At 69.9% G+C, this 17,590-nt stretch carries 17 protein-coding genes and 2 tRNA genes; 11 read left to right on the top strand and 8 right to left on the bottom strand.

The features are described 5' to 3' along the window. The first annotated feature begins 22 nt into the window (after positions 1–22). Positions 23–107 (top strand) — tRNA-Ser (locus R8Z57_RS04220). A 53-nt stretch (positions 108–160) separates the two neighbouring features. Here the strand turns inward: R8Z57_RS04220 and R8Z57_RS04215 are convergent. Next, positions 161–2,095 (bottom strand): DUF4012 domain-containing protein, encoded by a 1,935-nt coding sequence (locus R8Z57_RS04215; protein WP_318352489.1) that lies wholly within the window; start codon positions 2,093–2,095, stop codon positions 161–163. Between the two features lie 324 nt (positions 2,096–2,419). Here R8Z57_RS04215 and R8Z57_RS04210 point away from each other — a divergent pair, with 324 nt between their 5' ends. From R8Z57_RS04210 to R8Z57_RS04195, 4 genes are all read left to right on the top strand, one after another. Next, complete coding sequence (locus tag R8Z57_RS04210; protein WP_318352488.1) at positions 2,420–3,712, top strand: LCP family protein; 1,293 nt, start codon at positions 2,420–2,422, stop codon at positions 3,710–3,712. Further along, a complete protein-coding gene (locus R8Z57_RS04205; protein ID WP_318352487.1) occupies positions 3,712–5,049 on the top strand; it encodes an LCP family protein in 1,338 nt (445 codons plus the stop codon). Before R8Z57_RS04210 ends, R8Z57_RS04205 begins: the two co-directional genes overlap by 1 nt. A gap of 199 nt (positions 5,050–5,248) precedes the next feature. Further along, positions 5,249–6,541 carry a diguanylate cyclase gene (locus tag R8Z57_RS04200; RefSeq protein ID WP_318352486.1) on the top strand — a complete coding sequence of 431 codons (1,293 nt, stop codon included), beginning with the start codon at positions 5,249–5,251 and terminating at the stop codon, positions 6,539–6,541. A gap of 81 nt (positions 6,542–6,622) precedes the next feature. After that, positions 6,623–6,711: transfer RNA gene (locus R8Z57_RS04195), tRNA-Ser, on the top strand. A gap of 236 nt (positions 6,712–6,947) precedes the next feature. Here the strand turns inward: R8Z57_RS04195 and R8Z57_RS04190 are convergent. Beyond that, positions 6,948–8,201 (bottom strand): hypothetical protein, encoded by a 1,254-nt coding sequence (locus tag R8Z57_RS04190; RefSeq protein WP_318352485.1) that lies wholly within the window; start codon positions 8,199–8,201, stop codon positions 6,948–6,950. A 475-nt stretch (positions 8,202–8,676) separates the two neighbouring features. On the opposite strand from R8Z57_RS04190, the gene R8Z57_RS04185 reads away from it, so the two are divergent. Both R8Z57_RS04185 and R8Z57_RS04180 read left to right on the top strand, forming a co-directional pair. Further along, positions 8,677–9,201 (top strand): helix-turn-helix domain-containing protein, encoded by a 525-nt coding sequence (locus R8Z57_RS04185; protein ID WP_318352484.1) that lies wholly within the window; start codon positions 8,677–8,679, stop codon positions 9,199–9,201. 17 nt (positions 9,202–9,218) lie between these two features. After that, positions 9,219–9,770, top strand: a complete 552-nt coding sequence (locus R8Z57_RS04180; RefSeq protein ID WP_318352483.1) for a PIN domain-containing protein — start codon at positions 9,219–9,221, stop codon at positions 9,768–9,770. Positions 9,771–10,047: 277 nt separating this feature from the next. Here R8Z57_RS04180 and R8Z57_RS04175 read toward each other — a convergent pair whose 3' ends face one another. Beyond that, entirely contained in the window at positions 10,048–10,176 is a 129-nt protein-coding gene (locus tag R8Z57_RS04175) for a hypothetical protein (protein WP_318352482.1), read from the bottom strand. Between R8Z57_RS04175 and R8Z57_RS04170 the strand changes: the two genes are divergently transcribed. The 4 genes from R8Z57_RS04170 (at position 10,169) to R8Z57_RS04155 (ending at position 12,841) form a co-directional block, all read left to right on the top strand. After that, positions 10,169–10,492, top strand: a complete 324-nt coding sequence (locus tag R8Z57_RS04170) for a PadR family transcriptional regulator (RefSeq protein ID WP_318352481.1) — start codon at positions 10,169–10,171, stop codon at positions 10,490–10,492. The genes R8Z57_RS04175 and R8Z57_RS04170 overlap by 8 nt on opposite strands. A 680-nt stretch (positions 10,493–11,172) precedes the next feature. After that, entirely contained in the window at positions 11,173–11,847 is a 675-nt protein-coding gene (locus R8Z57_RS04165; protein WP_318352480.1) for a VOC family protein, read from the top strand. Positions 11,848–11,867: 20 nt separating this feature from the next. After that, the gene (locus R8Z57_RS04160) at positions 11,868–12,368 is read left to right on the top strand and encodes a hypothetical protein (RefSeq protein WP_318352479.1); all 501 of its coding nucleotides are present in this window, start codon (positions 11,868–11,870) and stop codon (positions 12,366–12,368) included. Next, positions 12,365–12,841 (top strand): GNAT family N-acetyltransferase, encoded by a 477-nt coding sequence (locus R8Z57_RS04155; protein ID WP_318352478.1) that lies wholly within the window; start codon positions 12,365–12,367, stop codon positions 12,839–12,841. The genes R8Z57_RS04160 and R8Z57_RS04155 overlap by 4 nt, the downstream gene beginning before the upstream one ends. A gap of 36 nt (positions 12,842–12,877) precedes the next feature. Here the strand turns inward: R8Z57_RS04155 and R8Z57_RS04150 are convergent, their stop codons facing one another. The 5 genes from R8Z57_RS04150 to R8Z57_RS04130 form a co-directional block, all read right to left on the bottom strand. Continuing rightward, a complete protein-coding gene (locus R8Z57_RS04150; protein WP_318352724.1) occupies positions 12,878–13,933 on the bottom strand; it encodes a DNA polymerase IV in 1,056 nt (351 codons plus the stop codon). Between the two features lie 157 nt (positions 13,934–14,090). Next, entirely contained in the window at positions 14,091–14,807 is a 717-nt protein-coding gene (locus tag R8Z57_RS04145) for an SDR family oxidoreductase (protein ID WP_318352477.1), read from the bottom strand. 34 nt (positions 14,808–14,841) lie between these two features. Next, positions 14,842–15,678, bottom strand: coding sequence for an IclR family transcriptional regulator (locus R8Z57_RS04140; protein ID WP_318352476.1), 837 nt, complete (start codon positions 15,676–15,678; stop codon positions 14,842–14,844). A gap of 50 nt (positions 15,679–15,728) precedes the next feature. Then, the gene (gene kduI, locus R8Z57_RS04135) at positions 15,729–16,556 is read right to left on the bottom strand and encodes a 5-dehydro-4-deoxy-D-glucuronate isomerase (protein WP_318352475.1); all 828 of its coding nucleotides are present in this window, start codon (positions 16,554–16,556) and stop codon (positions 15,729–15,731) included. A 16-nt stretch (positions 16,557–16,572) separates the two neighbouring features. Beyond that, on the bottom strand, positions 16,573–17,532 hold the full coding sequence (locus R8Z57_RS04130; RefSeq protein ID WP_318352474.1) for a 2-hydroxyacid dehydrogenase: 960 nt from the start codon (positions 17,530–17,532) through the stop codon (positions 16,573–16,575). Positions 17,533–17,590 lie beyond the last annotated feature (58 nt).

Raw genomic sequence — 17,590 nt, 5'->3', positions numbered from 1 at the left:
CCCACCAGGGCGGGATCGGTCGGGAGGGTTGTCCGAGCGGCCGATGGACCTGGTCTTGAAAACCAGTGGGCAGCAATGTCCCGTGGGTTCGAATCCCACACCCTCCGCAGTGTGACGGGTGAGACCCGGCGCGTCGCGCGTCGGCGGCGCGCTCCGGGACTCAGCCGATCTTCGACAGGCGGATGTTGCGGGAGCCCTCGGGGCTGGCGAAGAGCGCACCGCAGTTCGCGTCGACGGTGACCTCGGTGTCGTTGGCGCCGGGGGAGTGGCGCAGCTCGAGGGGCCCCAGATCGCCGTCGGGCAGCTTCACCTCGTACGAGATGGTGCGGGTCTCGCCCATCTCGAGGAGGATCGTCCTGCTCACGGCGGTGTTGTCGTGATCCACGCCGGCGCGGTCGCGGAAGCGGTTGCCCTGCCAGTTCGGGGGGTCCTGCCAGTCGCCCCGCTTCGGGTCGGTCCGCAGGATCTCTGCTCCGGGCGGCGCGAAGAAGAGCACGTCCAGCATCATCGTCCGCGGGTCGATGTCGCGGAACTGGTTGCGCAGGCCCAGCGTGTACTCGCTCGAGATGTCTTCGGTCATCCCGCTGTGCAGCTCCATCGTGACGGTGATGGTGCGCTCGTCGGCCTGGCAGCTCGCGTGCTGCGTGTAGTCCAGCCAGTACTCGAGCTTGCCGACGGAGTAGTCGTTGAAGTAGATCCCGAGCTGAGTGGCCTCGGTGTTGTCTTCGCGGAGCGCACCGTCCAGGCCGTACTCGTGCGCCAGGGACTGCAGTCCCTCGTCCTCGAACCAGAGGAAGATCCGGCCCTCCTCGGCGCTGCGCACGAGCTGATCCCACATGGCGCCGATCTCCCACTGGCCTCCGGTGAGAGCGGTGAACATCACCGACGTCACCTCGCTGAAGAACGCATCCATGGCGGCGTTGTCGGTCCCGAACCGCTCGTAGGGCTCGCTCATCAGCAGCGATGCCGCGTTCTGCGCGTCGACGACCTCGCCCGAGGCGAGGGTCAGCGGGCCGGTCGCCTCGAGCATGTGGGCCAGCACCACGGGGTCGATGGAGATGACGCCGTCGAACTTCTCCTTGCCGGTCCACTCGCGGGTGGCCTGGAACAGCTCGACCGCGCGAGGGAAGTGCGGCGTCATCGTGAAGTTCGACGACCAGTTCCCCAGTTCGAACGGGTAGAGCGAGCTCGTCTTCGAGGGGAGCTTGATGAGCGAGCCGTTCACCGTGTCGAACCCCTCCTCGGGGAGCTCGGTGTACATGAGGTCGACGCCGTTCTCCTGGCCGAGCAGCTGGGCGCGTCCGTTCTCGACCTTGAGGACGAGCCAATGGGCGGGGCCGCCGCCGGTCGCGCGGATCTCGGCGGGGGTCTGGATCATCAGCTGGTACAGCATCGGCTTGTCTGCGCCCGCCGCGTGCAGGACGGCCGGAAGGTGCTCGTCGACGATCTTGAGGATGGGGGTGGCCAGGGTCAGCAGATTCACCATCTCGTCGAGCGGCTCGTAGACGGCCGGCAGCACGCCCGTCCGGTCGAGTCCCGAAGCGATCGCCGAGGCGTCCTCGAAGGACGTGATGATCGTCGGAAGAACGGTTCCCGCCCCGAGGAACGGTCGCAGATCGAAGCCGATGCTCTCGGTCTGCTGCTCGCCCGTGTCGGCGGCGGCGACCATGTCGACCACCGGGGGGATCGACTGCGACGTGATCGTGTTGACCACCTGCGCCACGGTGCGCACCGCCGCCACGTTGTTCCCCACCTCGGGGATCTCCGAGGCCAGGTCCCACAGCACGCCGCTGGACACCTCTTCCGCCCGCTGCGTCCGCGTGATGATCTCGTCGCTGGACTGCTCGAGCTGCGCCACGTCCATGGAGACGGCGGCGTCGGCGAGGACCTTCAGCTCCTCCTTGGCCGCCTCCAGGTCGTCGCGCACCTGCAGCACCTGCATCGTGAACGTTCCGATGGCGACGAGCGCCACGGCCGCGATCACGAGAAGCGACCCGCTCACCGCGGCGAACGCGATGCCGGTGCGACGCTTCAGCCGCTGACCGTTCGTCTCCCGGGCGGCGTGCCGCGCGACGGGCTTCTTGGCGGGACGCATGCGGGCACTCGAACTCGTCGTGGCGGGGCGCGAAGCCGGCGAGGGCGGGGACGAGGTCACGGCGGGATGCTATCTGGTGCGGATGGCAGGAGTCTGAGCCGCCGGGAGCAGGCCGTCCGGGCAGGGGTGCCTGTCGGCGTGCCCACAGCGCTCCCACAGGGCGGTGTGTCAGGATACCCCGGATGTTCGGCGTCCGCCTGACGTCTCGCCGACGATCAGCTGAACGATCGCGAAACGGCGTCGACGGTCGGCCGTGTCGACGACGTCAGATCCACCGCCGGCGTCGTCGAATCCCTCAACCGATGCGGCCGGAAAGGAACGCCCGTGACCTCGACGCACCAGCACGCCCGGCGCGGCCGCCGCACGGTGGCACGTCACGGCGAGCTGTCGTCGCCCGGGCCGGTCGCGTTCGTCCTCAAGGTGGTGGCCGTGGTGGTCGCGGTCGTCCTCGCCTCGGGCGCGGGCGTGGCCGCCTACGCCGCGTACGACCTGACCGCGAGCTTCGCGGAGGGTGCCGTCGACCTCGAGGGGCAGGAAGCGCTGCCCCCGCCGACCATGGGGGCCATCGAGGGCGAGGCCAACTTCTTCCTCGCGGGCACCGACGCCTGCGAGCCCGAGTACGAGCACCTCTTCGGCAAGCGGTGCACCGGTCCCGACGCGGGCGGCGAGCTGAACGACGTCAACCTGCTCGTGCACATCTCCGACAACCCCCGCCGGGTGACAGCGATCTCGTTCCCCCGCGATCTCATGGTCCCGATCCCCGAGTGCACCCGCGAGGACGGGTCGACCACGAGCGCGATGAGTGAGCAGCCGCTCAACTCCGCCTATTCGGTGGGCGGTCTGTCGTGCGTGGCGAGCACCGTGTCGCAGCTCAGCGGACTCAACATCCAGTACGCCGCGAAGATCACCTGGGGCGGCGTCATCGAGCTCACCGAGGCGGTGGGCGGCGTCGAGGTGTGCCTGGCCGCCGGCATCCGCGACCGCGAGACCGGCATCGACTGGCCCGCCGGCACGCGGGAGATCGCGGGCGTGGAAGCGCTGCAGTTCCTCCGCACGCGGTACGGCGTCGGCGACGGCTCCGACCTCGGACGCGTGTCGAACCAGCAGGTCTACATGTCGAGCCTTGCGCGCAAGGTCATGAGCGAGGAGGTGCTGACCAACGTCGGCACGCTCTACAAGCTCGCGACGACCGCGGTCGACAACATCACGCCCAGCCAGTCGCTCACCAACCCGGTGCGACTCGCGCAGCTCGCGCTCGCCGTCAAGGACGTGCCGCTCGACGAGATCGTCTTCGTGCAGTACCCGAGCCTCCCCGATCCGAACGACTCGAACAAGGTCGTCCCGAACGAGGAGGCCGCGCAGCAGCTGTGGGACGCGCTCGCCGCCAACCAGCCCATCCAGCTCACCGGCGACGTGGCGGCCAACGACGGCGTCGTGCTCGCCGATCCGCCGGCCGCCGAGACGCCGGCGGAGACGCCCGCGACTCCGGCGCCCGAGGCCTCCGAGCCCGCCACCCCCGCGCCGACGGAGACCGCGGTGGAACTCCCCTCGACGATCACCGGCTCCAACGCCTCGCAGACCACCTGCTCGAACGGCAACCTGCGAGGCCGCGGCTGATGGGGTCGAGCAACCGGTCCTCCGACGAGGGCCGCGCACCACTCGCGCGCCACGGAGCGCTGCGGACGCGGCATCCTCTCACCACTCTCGTGGCCATGCTGGGAGTGGCGCTCGGCGTCGTCGTCGTGAGCGTCACCGGACTCGCCGCCTTCAACCTGTGGGACGCCACGCACACCGTCACCGCGAACGCCGTGGTGCTCGACGAGGACACCCCGGTGCCACCATCGCTCGGCGCGATCGAGGGCGGCGTGAACATCCTGATGGTCGGGACCGACTCGTGCGAGGGGGAGAACGCCCAGCTGTCGACGGCGTGCCAGGCCGGCGACACCGAGGGCGAGCGCAACGACGTCACGATGCTCGTGCACATCTCGGACGAGCCGCGCCGCGTCACGGTCGTCTCGTTCCCGCGCGACATGCTGGTGCCGATCCCGTCGTGCGAGAAGCCCGACGGCAGCGGCAGCGTGTCGGCGATGTCGTCGCAGATGATCAACTCGTCGTACTGGTACGGCGGGCTCGGCTGCACCGTCGACACGGTCGAGGCGCTGATCGGCGACGAGAGCTTCAACATCGACTTCGCCGCCGCGATCCGATGGGCGGGCGTGATCAACATGTCGGACGCGATCGGCGGCGTGGACGTGTGCGTCGCGGGTGACATCAAAGACAGCCACACCGGCCTCGACCTGTCGGCCGGTCAGCACACGCTCGTCGGCGTCGAGGCGTTGCAGTTCCTGCGCGTGCGCCACGGCATCGGCGACGGCTCCGACCTCGGGCGCATCTCGAACCAGCAGCAGTTCATGTCGTCGATGGTGCGCAAGCTCCAGTCCGACTCGGTGCTCGCCAACCCTGCCACGCTGCTCAACCTCGCGACCACGGCGATCAACCAGGTGCAGCAGGGGCAGCTGGTGCTGAGCTCGGGACTCACCAACCCCACCCTGATGGCGCAGATCGCCATGGCCGTCAAGGACGTGCCGTACGAGGACATCGTGTTCGTGCAGTATCCGACGGGCTATGCCGGGGGCGATGGCGCGGAGCGGGTGGTTCCGGTGAAGGATGCCGCAAAGGTGCTGTTCGATGCGCTCAAGGCCAACCAGCCCCTGACCCTCACGGGCGAGGCCAGCCAGGGGTTCGGTGTCGAGGTCACGGGCGAGGCCGCCCAGACGGTGACGCCCGACCCGGCCGCGACGGCCGACGCGGGTGCGACGCCCGCGACGGGTGAGACGCCTGCGGCCGGGGCTCCGGCAGCAGAGGCGCCCACGGCCGAGGCCCGCGTCGAGCTGCCGTCCGACATCGCCGGGCAGACCGCGAAGGACATCACCTGCACGCGGCCGGAGGGCTGAGCGGGGCGGCACCTGCACGCGGCCGGAGAGCTGCCGACGCGGCATCCGTCCCGGACGAGGATCGCCTCGATGCGCAGTGGGAGATCCTCTGCGCGAAACGGCTAGGCCGAGACGGAATTCCGTGGGATTCTCGTGGTGCGGCACCTCGATGAGTCTGTATCAGACGCACCCCGGACGTCAGGAGCGCGCGGGAGGAATCATGAGCGCCCTGGAGATCGACGCGCTCCCGGTCGGCGTGCTGCGCGTGGACGAGGGCGGGCGCATCCGCGCCGCGAACGACTGGTTCCGTCGCTGGGCCGACGAGGAGGTCGTCGGCCGGCCGCTGTGCGATGTGCTCGTGCCGGTGCCCGACTTCCTCGACGGCATCGACCTCTCGACCATGATGGCGAGCGCCCGCGACCCCGAGCGCGCCGTGCTGGCGGTGCGGTCGGAAGAGCCGGCTGGAGCGGTGCTGACCGTCATGGAGGCCTCCGACCGGTACGCCTCCGGCCGGCGCCTGCGGCGGATGCACAGCCTGGCCGACCGCACGAAGAGCCGGCTGCAGCTCATCATGGACGCGTCGATCGCCTTCGCAGCCGCGACTGACGAGGGCCACCTCAGCGCCCTGCTGGCCGCCACCGCGGCGCAGGCGTACCGGGCCGAGGAGTCGCTCGTCATGCTGCGCGGCGACGACGGCGTCCTCCGCCGCACCGCCGGGACGAACCCGTTCCCGGACGTGTTCCCGCAGCAGTGGATCGCGAAGATGACGCGCGACCTTCGTCATGTCGTGAAGGTGAGCGGCCAGGAGGAGGCTGCGGCGGTCTCGCACGACCTGGCCGACGCGATGCGCACGGCGGGGGTGGACGCTCTCATCGCCGCCCCGCTGCACCTCGAGGGCGTCTCGCTCGGCCTGTTCGCCTGCTTCTTCCACCACCCCCGCGGTTTCGATGACGAGGCGACGCCCCTGGCCGAGGCACTGGCGGGCCAGGCGTCGCAGAAGCTCGAGACGGTGCGGCTGCAGCGACGGCTCGAGCACGCGGCCATGCACGACGAGATCACCGACCTGCCGAACCGTCGCAGCCTGGACGAGCTGGAGGCGCTGAGGGACTTGTCGCACGCCGCGGTGATCTTCATCGACCTCGACGGGTTCAAGGCCGTGAACGACCGCCTGGGCCACGACCTGGGCGATGCGGTGCTGTGCGAGGTCGCGCGACGACTGCAGGCCCACGTGCGCGAGAGTGACGTGGTGGCGCGCTACGGCGGTGACGAGTTCGTCGTGGTGTGCGACACCGACCCCGCGGGCGCGGTCGAGATCGCCGAGCGCCTCCGTCACGCGATCGAGGAGGAGTACGGCTTCCTCACCGAGTCGCTGCCCATCGGGGCGAGCATCGGCATCGCACACGCGGGAGAGCTGCCGCACGCGGTCGGGGTCGACCGGCTCATCCGGCTCGCCGACCAGGCGATGTACCGGGCCAAGGGCCGCGGCGGCAACCAGGTGGCCCTCGCCGGGTGACCGGGGATCGCCGGTGCGAGAACCCCGCCCGGTCTCGGTTATGATTGCTGGGTGCATCCGCGCCCTCGCGGCCGGATGCCTGGAGACGTCGCATAGTCAGGCCTAGTGCACCACCCTGCTAAGGTGGAGTCCTCGCAAGGGGACCGAGGGTTCAAATCCCTCCGTCTCCGCCGAAAAAGCCCTGATCAGGGGCTATTAATTTCGCCTCTGCCACGAAATCCGCCGTTTCTGCCACGTTTGCGCCGCGTTGCCCACTGAGCGGTACGCGCGGTGTTGCGACCGCATCCTGATCAATCTGCTTGAGCTGAGCTTGATCAAGCCCTCGGTCGGTGCCGCCGCCCGCGAGACGGGAGCGCGAAATCCCTGCGTCTCCTCCGGGCATTTGTCGCCGCGACAGCTCATGGCGTCAGAGCCCGGCGGCATCCATTCGCTGGATCAGGGACGGGCGCCGGGCGTTCCTGCGGCGCACGTCGGCGAGGTACTCGTCGGCGATCTCGGCGCGCCCGGCTGCTCGGGCGGCGGCGCGGAGCTTCTTCATCCTGCGGACCGCGCCGGGGTATGCACGGCTGTTCGCCTCGATCAGCCGGTCGTCGATGAGTCGCGCCATCACGGGGAGTACGACCACGGGATCGATCCTGCGGTACCGGTCGACGAGGTCATCCCACTGCTCGGGGTGAAGCGACTTACCGTTCTCGGCCGCGCGGAGTCCTTCTGCCCATGCCCGGGCGATGTCGTCCGCGTCGATCAGGTAGGCGATCAGCTCCCACGGGCGTTCACGCATCCGATCGATCGCGTGCTCCCGGACGGCGGGCCAGTCTGGCCCTGACGCCGCCTGCCACGCGTCCGCGTTGCTCGCGGTGGGCCATCGCTCGAACACCTCGGAGGCCGCATCCGCGGCATCCATTCCTGTTTCGATTGCCAAGGCGGCCCAGAGTTCCCCGCACTCCTGCTGTTGGTGGGGGCCGCCGGGGAGGGTCATTCCCTCGTGCGCGATGATGGCCGCGCGGTAGAGCAGCCCGGCCTCGCGGAGCGCTTTGGCGGCGGTGGCGTGCATGTGGGCGCGCGGCATGTCGCCGCCGTAGGTGCGGACGATCGCCTCCTCGTCACCGCGCAGGACGGCGAGGCGCTGCAGGTTGTAGAGCACGGCATGCCGAGCATGCCACTCGTCGTCGTGCGTGAACTCCGCGTCGGGGCGCCCGTCGAACGGCGTTGTCAGCGCCTGTCGTCGTTTGTCGAGGTGCGCTTCGAACCTCACGATGCCGGCTGCGCCAAGAGCGTCCGCGTAGTCGACGACGTCCACCGAGAAGTACTCGCCGAGCTCGCCGAACTGCTGCTTCTGGATCCACCCGATCAGCGTGGCCGGCGCCGGCGGGCTCTGATCGCACAGCTCGGCATGCAGGTTCAGCAGCTCCTGGAGGACGAGCTGGATGAGCCCGCCGGAATCGTCGGCGCGCATGAGGACGCGAAAGGTGCTCGCGATCGCCTTCTGCACGACAGGGATCACACCCTCGGCGCCATAGTCTTCCGCCATGTCCGCCAGGAGCGACACCCCTTGCTCGGCTTCGAAGGCGTACGTCTGCACCGATCGCCAGTCCCACATGTCGCGTCTGGTCGTGCGGAACGAGGCGAGAACGTTCGGGATGTCGCGGGCCAAAGACATCCGTCCAGGATGCCACCGCCCGGCCGGCGCCGCGATCAACCAATGCCGTGGCTGTACCGCCCGCTTCCGCCGTTCGGCTACATGCAAGACGATTGTGCGGCCAGATGTCAGTTCCGGCCTCGGCCAACTGCCAGTCGCGGGAGCGTTCGGGCGGTTCTGCGGCCTCGTCCATGACGAGGGGCTCGGCGCGCAATGACGCGTATTCGCGGATGACCCGCGGTGAGGGGTGTGCCCGTGACGCGCTCGCGGATATCCGCATCCGGGACTATTGCCGGTGAACGGATCAGGGCGCAGTGTGCCCTGCGGCCCCTCAGGAACAACGCCGATCCGCTTCGCGCCCGTGCTTGTGCCCCGAGATCGAGCGCGTCGAATTGTCAGTTGCCCCAGCACGCTCCTATCGACCTGTCGCTGACGCGTGCTATCGTAATCGCAACAAACGCAACTTCCTGCGTTTACATGTATTGAGGTGATTCCCGTGTCTCGCGCTGCAGTCGTTGAAGAGACGTACCTTCCCAGCAAGGGCTCCGAGCTTGCCCCTGTTCTGGACTTCCTCACCGCCCATGAGGCTGCCGGTAGAGCTCTTCCCGAGCCAAGGTACTTCCTTGCGGGAGCGCGTCCAGGCGATCAGGTAGAACTCCCGGAAGAGGTCTACCTTGCACTCCGCAAGATTGTTGATGCGATGCAAAGCGGGCTAGCCGTCTCGGTTGTACCGCAGACGACGCGGCTGACCACTCAGCAAGCAGCGGATCTCCTAAACGTAAGCCGCCCGACCGTTGTAAAGCTCCTCGACGAGGGCGAGATCCCCTTCGAGAGGGCCGGAACGCATCGCCGTGTTCTCCTTGCAGATCTGCTCGAGTATCGGGAGCGCCGTCGTGAGCGTCAGTACGACATGCTCGCTGCCACGCGTGACGCTGTCGACGAAGACAACGTCGAACAGACGCTCGAGGACCTCAAAGCGGCGAGGAAGGCGGTCGCGTCGAGGAGGGCTGCCCGCCTTTAGCTCCGCAGCCTGACAGGATGGGGGTCGTGTTCACGGCGACCCTCGACACCAGCGTGTTGTGGCCGAGCCTGCAACGTGACTTCCTCCTTTCTCTCGCGGTCGAGGGCGCGTATCGACCGACCTGGAGCTCGGCGATCCTTGAAGAGCTCGAGTATCACGAGGAAGCCAAGCTCGCGAAACGGGGAATCCCCGTAGCGGAGGCTGCAGGCCGCGCAGCGACCCTCATTGCAGCGATGCGGCGCGAGTTCGCCGATGCGGAGGTCGAAGGGTGGGAACCGCTGGAGGGCACGTTCGGTCTTCCCGATCAGGACGACGAGCACGTGGTCGCCGCGGCCGTCATTACAGGAGCCGGCGCGATCGTCACTGAGAACCTCAAGGACTTCCCCGCAGACAGATTCCGCCGACGATTCAAGTGCTCAGTGCGCGCGAGTTTGCGAAGAACACCGTCGCACTCAACCCAAGGCGCGCGCTCGCCGCGGTGCAGGAGATCGCCAGCCGTTCCGGCCGCCACGGTGCAGTACTCACCGTCGAGGAGATCCTCGACACCTTGCGGGACCGGTACGGCATGATCGAAGCCGTCGAGATGATGGTCGAAGCTGCGTCCGCGTAGCCTCAGGTCGCACGCCTGGCGCGCGGGCGCGGCCGCCTGATGAGCGCCCGATACCCGCCACGTTCTTGCCACGAATCAAATCCGGCCGACCTGATCGAGCACGACGTCATCGACGTCACAATCCGCGGAATTGCGCGGTTTCGGCTGACTTCATTCGCCATCGGCGCGATTTCAAATCCCTCCGTCTCCGCACAAGCCCCGCTGACGCGGGGCTTTTGCGTTCGCGCGGAACGGGCTCAGGGGCCGTTGCCGCCGGGGCCGCCTCCGATGCCGCCGGTCGCGGCCTGCTGGGTGACGCTGTTCGCGTAGTCGTCTGTGGGGTCGCGGTAGATGGTGTGGACGTGTCCCCATCCGGAGGTGACCACGCCGTCGACGTCGGCACCGGCGCAGCCCGGTAGAGCTCTGCTTCGGAATCCCGAGGCAGAGCTGTACGGACTCGAGATCGGTGAGGCGGCGGGACTGCGGAGCGGCACTGTGCATCCGATCCTCGCCCGGCTCGAGGGCGTCGGTTGGGTGACCTCCCGCTGGGAGGACATCGACCCGTCCGTCGAGGGCCGCCCGGCGCGCCGCTACTACAAGCTCGACGCCGGCGGCGAAGAGGCCGCCCGAAGCGCTCTCGCGAGGGCCTACCAGTCACGGCGCGCACCCCACGGCGCGCTCATTCCCCGACCGGAGCAATGATGCGAACGACCAGGCGCGAGCCACTGATCGCCGCCCGTCCGGCGCCGATCGTCTCGTTCCTGGTCCTGCTCGCTGCCCAGGTCCAGCCGGGTGGCTCCAAGCGCGCCCGTTATCTGCAGGAGTTCCGGGCTGAGCTCTCTGGGATGCCGCGGCGAAGTCAGCCCGGGTATGCGCTGCGCGTCCTGGGCTCGTCGTGGATGTTGCGCTCGGCATCTGCGAACCCGTATCGCGAGAGGAGAACGATCATGATGATCCTCCGGAGCAAGCCGCTGCTGTGTCTTGCTCAACATCCGTCACCACTGGGTCGTCTTGCGCACGGAGGACGGCGGCAACGACTTTCAGCGATGCTCGAAGTGCGGCAAAGACCGGCTGGACTTCGATTGGGGCATCGACCTCGACAAAGGGATGTCGTGGGGCGGCTAGGGGAGTAGTGCCTCTTCCGCTGCGCGCGTCTCGTCCGGCCGCCATCGGCGTGAACCCGCGCGTTCGGCGGAGGATCAGTCAGGCGGTACCGACCGGCGCGGAACGCTCGAGGAGAGTTTCACACCCCTCCCTCTCCGCAGAGGGATCCCCGGTCATGGGTGGGCACCGAGCCCCGCCCCGCGGGGTGCGAGTACGGTGGAGCGGACCGGGCGCCGCTCGCCGGCGTGCGGGCGAAACCCGGTGCGAAGGAGCTTCCCATGAGCGATCCGACGACGGCAGAGGCGGGCGGCCTCTCGCCGGCGGCATTCCACCGGTCACCCGACGTCGCGGACTGGCGGGTCACCGGCACGGGGCCTCAGGCCGTCTTCGCTGCGACGTCCCTCGCGCACGCGGCGGCGCTCGTCGCGCCGGTGGTCGCCGAGGCCGAGCGAACCGGCATCGAGGTCGACGTCGATCTCCGCCCAGAGGCCGTCATCGTGCGGATCCCGAATCGCGGCCCGGACGGGATCGCCGCAGGCGCGCCGGAGTTCGCCGCCGCCGTCTCGCGGGCGGCCGCCAAGCTGCAGCTCACCCCCGATCCGGAACGCACGCAGTCGATCGGCATCTACGTCGCCCAGCACTCGGCGGCCGACGTGCGGCCGTTCTTCACGGCTGCTCTGGGTTACGAGGAGTTCGGTGAGACGGATGCCGTCGATCCGCTGCGCTGCGGTCCGCAGCTCGCCTTCAACCCCATCACGGGTGACGCGCCGTCGCGGGGCCGGACCCACATCGACGTGTTCGTGCCCGCCGACCGGGCGCGGGTGCGAGTGGATGCCGCGCTCGCGGCCGGAGGGCGGCTCGTCGACGACTCGCACGCACCCGCCTGGTGGTCGCTGGCGTCGCCCGACAACCACGGCGTCGACATCGCTTCCTGGACCGACACCTTCGACTGAGGCGCGATAATCTCATTCGGATGAGCATCGATGTCAGCGATTTCGGCCGGAACGCCATCCGGTGGGCGCTCGACCGAATGGGATCGACCGACTACGCCACCCGCTGCCTCGCCTTCGTCGAGGACGCGGTGGAGCGATCGAGTGGCGTCGAGGTGTTCGGCGGGGACGACGCCGCCGAGTCGTCCCGACTGTACGGCGCCGACGCTGCGGAGGGGGAGCCCTCGCTCGGGGCCTTCGTGTTCTACGAGAGCGTCGGTGAGTGGTTCGGCGATCGGCGCGACTGGGGGCACGTCGGGTTGAGCCTGGGAGACGGTCGCGTGGTGCACGCGTGGGACGTGGTGCGCGTCGACGACTATCGAGAGCTGGTGGAGATGACGCCGGCACCCGGGTGGGAGCCGCTGTCGTACGTCGGCTGGACGCCGCTGGAGAGAGTGCTCGAGGGCAGCCGCCCCCGGGATTGGGAAGGCGACGCGGTCGAGGCCGCGCGCCGCATGCAGACCGAGAGGTTCGACAGCCGATGACCGAGAACTGGCTGCCCGCCGGCTTCGACCACCCGCAGCGGGTCGAACTCGTCGACGGCGTGCATCTGCGCCCCATCCGCGCGAGCGACGTCGACATCGACATGATCACGGTGAAGGCCAACCGCGACATGCTGTGGGAGATGTACGGCGAGGCGTGGGAGTGGCCGCCCGTCGACATGAGCCGGGAGGCCGACGAGGAGGACCTCGCACGGCACGCGGCGGAGATGGTGACGCAGGAGTCGTTCAACTACGCGGTGCTCACCGAGGACGAGGACCGGCTGCTCGGCTGCGTCTACATCGACCCGCTGCCCGACGAGGCCGACGACCGGCGGCCGGCCGCCGAGGTCTCGTGGTGGATCGCCCAGGATGCGCCGGACGCCTGGCGCGAGGCGCTGGACGCGTTCGTCCCGCGCTGGATCGGCGCGGCCTGGCCGTTCCGCCACGTGACGACGCCGTTCCAGCTGCCGCGCTGACGCGCTGACCCGCAGCACGGAGCGCCGGGGCCGGCATCACCAGCCGCTGCGGGTGGGCGTGTGCCCTTCGCGGGCGTCGTCGGGCATCGCCATCTCGGCCCGCACGCCGAGGAGGCGGATCGGGCGTCCGGGTTCGATCTTCGCGATGAGCTCGAGCGTGCGGGCGAGCACGACCTCGCGGTCGGCGGTGGACGGGATCTTCTTGGTGAAGGTCTTGGTGAGGAACGGCGCGTAGCGCACCTTGAGGCCGAGGCCGACGACGGGCCGGTCGTCGGCGGCGACCTCGTCGAGCACCTGGTCGAGTAGGTGCCGGGCCGCGGCTTCGATCGCGTCCGGGTCGACGATGTCGGTCTGGAACGTCGTCTCCTTGCTGTGGCCGCGCGCGACCCAGGGGGTGTCGTCGACGACGTTCGACCCGTCGCCGCGCCCGAGCTGCCGGTACCAGAGGCCCATCTTCGGGCCGAACTCGCCGGTGAGCGCCTCGGCATCGCCCACCGCCAGCTGGGCCACCGTGCCGATCCCGAGCGCCGCCAGTCGCTTGGACACCTTGGAGCCCACGCCCCACAGCGCCGTCGTGGGCCGCTCGCCCATGACCTCCAGCCAGTTCTCGGCGGTCAGTCGGAACGTGCCACGCGGCTTGCCGAAGTCCGTCGCGTTCTTCGCACGCACCAGGGTGTCGCCGATGCCCACGCTGCAGTGCAGCCGCGTGCGGTCGAGCACGTCGTGCTGCAGCCGCCGCGCGTACGCCTCGGGGTCATCGGTGGCGACGCCGACGAAGGCCTCGTCCCATCCGAGCACCTGCACGACCGCGCCCGGCTGGTCGCGCAGGGTCGCCATGACCTCCTCCGAGGCCGCCAGGTAGGCGGGCGCGTCGACCGGCAGGATGACGGCGTCCGGCACCTTGCGTGCGGCGATGCGCAGCGGCATCCCGGATCCGACACCGAACTGCCGCGCCTCGTACGACGCCGTCGACACGACCGCGCGCTCGGTGGGGTCGCCGCGTCCGCCGACGATGACGGGCTTGCCGGCGAGGTCGGGATTGCGCAGCACCTCGACCGCGGCGATGAACTGGTCGAGGTCGACGTGCAGCACCCACGGGCGCACCGCGGCCTCGCTCACGACCCGCCCTCTCGCCATCGGCGCATGTCACGAGACTAGGCCGCGGCGCCGACACTGCGCACGGAAGAGGTGAGCGGATGCCGCGGCCCGCGGCATCCGTCTCTCCGATGAGCTCGGCGGCCGGGGTGGGTCAGCGGCCCATCCAGCCGCCGTCGACGGTGAGCACGGTGCCGTGGACGTACGCGGCGTCGGCGGAGGCGAGGAAGGCGACGGCGCCGGCCATGTCGTCGGGGGAGCCCCAGCGCTCCGCGGGGATGCGCGCGGTGATCTGGGGGAGGCGCACGGGGTCGTCGAGGAGCGCCTCGTTCATGTCGGTGCTGACGTAGCCGGGGGCGATCGCGTTGACGTTGACGCCACGCGGCGCCCACTCGTTGGCGAACGCCTTCGTGAGCTGGGCGATGCCGCCCTTGCTGGCCGCGTACCCGGGCACGGTGAGACCGCCCTGGAAGCTCAGCAACGACGCCACGAACACGACCTTGCCCGAACCGCGGGCGACCATGTCGCCCCCGAGCTCGCGGGTGAGGATGAACGGCGCGGTGAGGTTCACGGCCAGCACCTCGTCCCACAGCTCGTCGCCGTGGCTCTCGGCCGGCGCGCGGCGGTTGATGCCGGCGGCGTGCACCAGGATGCTGGGTGCGAGCGGCCGGATCGCGGCGATCGCGTCGTACACCGCGTCGCGGGACTCGAGCGCCGCGCCGACCGCGGTGAACCCGCGTGATGCGGCGGCGACCGCGCGAGCCGTGGGGCCGAGCGAGTCCTCGGAGCGGGCGACACCCACGATGTCGGCACCGTCCTCAGCCAGCCGGCGCGCGATGGCGGCGCCGATGCCCCGGCTGGCGCCCGTCACGACGGCCGTCTGTCCTGCCAGCCGTGGCCCTGGATCAGGCATCCGCGCGCCCGTCGGTGCGCCGCGAGCCGAGCAGTCGCGAGATGCGCGCCGCCGAGGCGGAGATCTGCTCGCCGAGGATTGCGTCGTCGCCGGTGATGCGGTCGGCAGGGCCGCCGATGCTGACGGCGGCCACGACGGCCTCGGTGTGGTTGAAGATCGGCGCCGCGTAACCGCGGATGCCGGGGCGGTTCTCCTCGTCGTCGATCGCGTAGCCGCGCTCGCGCGTGCGACGGAGGTCGGCCTCGAGCTCGGCGCGGTCGTGGATGGTGCGGTCCGTGCGGGCGGTGAACGACTCGGGGATGTGCGCCTCGAGCTCGCCGTCGCCGGTGAAGGCGAGGATCGCCTTGCCGATCGCGGTGGCGTAGGCCGGGACGGAGGCGCCGACACGGCTGAAGATGCGCACCGGGTGCGGCGAGTCGACCAGCTCGATGTAGACGACGTCGCGGCCGGTCACGATGCCGAGGTGCGCGGTCTCGCCGGTGTGGTCGACGAGGCTGCGCATCTCGGGCAGCGCGACCTTGCGGAGGTCGAGCCGGTGGAGGTACTCCGAGCCGAGCTGCGCGTTCGCCACTCCCAGGGTGTACACCCCCAGTTCCTCGTCGAAGGCGAGGAAGCTGCGGGCGACCAGGGTGCGGAGGATCCGCTGGGTCGTCGGCTTGGAGTAACCGAGGATCGAGCTGCACGCGGCGAGCGTCAGCCCCGGCGGTGGGCTCTCGGCCACCTGGAGGAGCACGGTCAGCGCGCGATCCAGGCTCTGCGTGCCGGCGATCGGCTCGGCGCGGTCGGCCGCCGCCTTCTCTTCAGTACTGCTCGACTGCGTGGGGGTCACAGCGCATCATTTCCTGTCGCTCGTCAGTGCGACAACCATAGTTCGGGCCGTCACAGCTCGGTGATGGCGACCTGGTCCATGTCGGCGAAGTCCTGGTTCTCACCGGCCATCACCCACACGAAGGCGTAGTTCGTCGTCCCGGTGCCGAAATGCACCGACCAGCTCGGTGAGACGACCGCCTGCAGATTGCTCATGGAGATCGTACGCAGGTGGCCCGGCGTGCCCATGTAGTGCTGGATGCGGTGGTCGGCCGGGAGGTCGAAGTACAGGTAGGCCTCGGTCCGCCGGTCGTGCAGGTGCGGCGGCATGCTGTTCCACACGCTCCCCGGCTCGAGCGCGGTGATGCCGAGCACGAGCTGCGCCGTCTGCACGCCGTCCGCGTGGAGGTGCTTGTGGATCGTGCGCCGGTTCGCCGTCTCCGTGGCGCCCGCGGCGGTCGCCGAGGCCTCGGCGAGCGGCACGAGCCGCGTCGGGAAGGCGGTGTGGGCGAGGGCCGAGGCGAGGAAGAGGGCGCCGGGTTCGGCATCCGTCGCGGCGAAGCCGATGTCGCGCGCACCGCGACCGACGTAGAGGACGTCGCCGCGCGAGAGTGCGTAGGTCTCGCCGTCGACGGTGACGACCGCGGAGCCGGCCACCGACACGACGGCGAGCTCGCGACGCTGGCAGAACGTCTCTGAGCGCAGCTCGGCTGGCACGGGCAGCGCGAGCTGCTCGCCGGGGCGCAGCGACACCCCGCCGAGGACCATGCGGTCGTGGTGGGTGTAGGTGAGCGTCACCTCGCCGTCGACGAACAGGGCGTCCTCGAGGAAGCGGGCGCGGACGGACTCGTCGTCGAGGGCGGCCAGGTCGTCGGGATGGGTGGCGTGCTGGATCTTCACGGTGGTCCTTTGCGGGCTAGACGATGACGTTGACGGGGGCGCCCGCGGCGAAGGCGAGGATGTTCTCACCGGCGATGCGGAAGACGTCGTCGGCTTCGTCGGTGTGGAACCCGACGTGCGCCGACAGGATGGTGTTCGACTCGACCGGCGGCAGACCGCCCGGCTGGGGCGGCTCTTCGACGAAGACGTCGATGCCCGCACCGAACAGGGCGCCGCTCGCGATGCGCTCCGCGAGGGCGTCGACGTCGACGAGCTCGGCGCGCGCGGTGTTGACGAAGATCGCGCCGTCGGGCATCGACGTCAGCAGTTCGCGCGTGATGATGCCGTCGGTCTCGGGCGTGTGCGTCAGGTGGAGCGACACGACGTCGGAGGTCGCGAACAGCTCGGCGAGCTCGACCCGGCGCGCGCCCAGGCGTGCGTCGCGATCGGCATCCGGCGTGCGCGACCAGTAGACGACGTCCATGCCGACGCCGCGGGCCATCGCGATCAGGCGGGCCCCGATCGCCCCGGCTCCCACGACCCCGAGCGTGCGGCCGGCGAGCTTCAGGCCCTGGTTCTTCTCCCAGCGCCCCTCGCGGATGAGCCGGTCGCCCTCCACGATGCGGCGTGCGGCGGCGAACATCAGCGCGAGCGCGTGCTCGGCCACGCTCTGGCTGGCGAAATCGGGCACGTTGGTGACCGTCACCTCGTTGCGGGATGCCTCGTCCATGGCGACGAAGCGCCGGGCGCCGGTTCCCACGAAGCTCACGAGCGAGAGCTGCGGGTTCGCGTCCATGAGCCCGGCCGGAACCGGGCCCTGGTCGCCCACGACGTACAGGGCGTCGTATCCGGCCGCGCGGGCGATCGTCGCGTCGCGGTCGGCGAAGGACTCCTCGAACCAGTCGAACTGGTGGCCGGCGGCTGCCAGCGGCTCGCCGACATCCCTCATCACGATGTCTCGGTACTGGGCCTCGCCGTCGATGCAGACGATGCGCATGGGGGTCCCTTCTGGTTGGTGCGGTGGGGAGGGGCGCCGGCGGCCGCAGCGGCCGCCG

The organism is Microbacterium sp. M3, from assembly GCF_033548675.1.
In the GTDB taxonomy this organism is placed as follows: domain Bacteria; phylum Actinomycetota; class Actinomycetes; order Actinomycetales; family Microbacteriaceae; genus Microbacterium; species Microbacterium arthrosphaerae.
The sequence above is the reverse complement of the archived record's forward strand: the minus strand, read 5'-3'. Positions and strand labels throughout refer to the sequence as shown.

Coding starts and splice junctions, on each gene's coding strand:
- R8Z57_RS04215 (WP_318352489.1), bottom strand. CDS start 2,095: ATGCGTCCCGCCAAGAAGCCCGTCGCGCGGCACGCCGCCCGGGAGACG.
- R8Z57_RS04205 (WP_318352487.1), top strand. CDS start 3,712: ATGGGGTCGAGCAACCGGTCCTCCGACGAGGGCCGCGCACCACTCGCG.
- R8Z57_RS04200 (WP_318352486.1), top strand. CDS start 5,249: ATGAGCGCCCTGGAGATCGACGCGCTCCCGGTCGGCGTGCTGCGCGTG.
- R8Z57_RS04190 (WP_318352485.1), bottom strand. CDS start 8,201: ATGTCTTTGGCCCGCGACATCCCGAACGTTCTCGCCTCGTTCCGCACG.
- R8Z57_RS04180 (WP_318352483.1), top strand. CDS start 9,219: ATGGGGGTCGTGTTCACGGCGACCCTCGACACCAGCGTGTTGTGGCCG.
- R8Z57_RS04165 (WP_318352480.1), top strand. CDS start 11,173: ATGAGCGATCCGACGACGGCAGAGGCGGGCGGCCTCTCGCCGGCGGCA.
- R8Z57_RS04160 (WP_318352479.1), top strand. CDS start 11,868: ATGAGCATCGATGTCAGCGATTTCGGCCGGAACGCCATCCGGTGGGCG.
- R8Z57_RS04155 (WP_318352478.1), top strand. CDS start 12,365: ATGACCGAGAACTGGCTGCCCGCCGGCTTCGACCACCCGCAGCGGGTC.
- R8Z57_RS04130 (WP_318352474.1), bottom strand. CDS start 17,532: ATGCGCATCGTCTGCATCGACGGCGAGGCCCAGTACCGAGACATCGTG.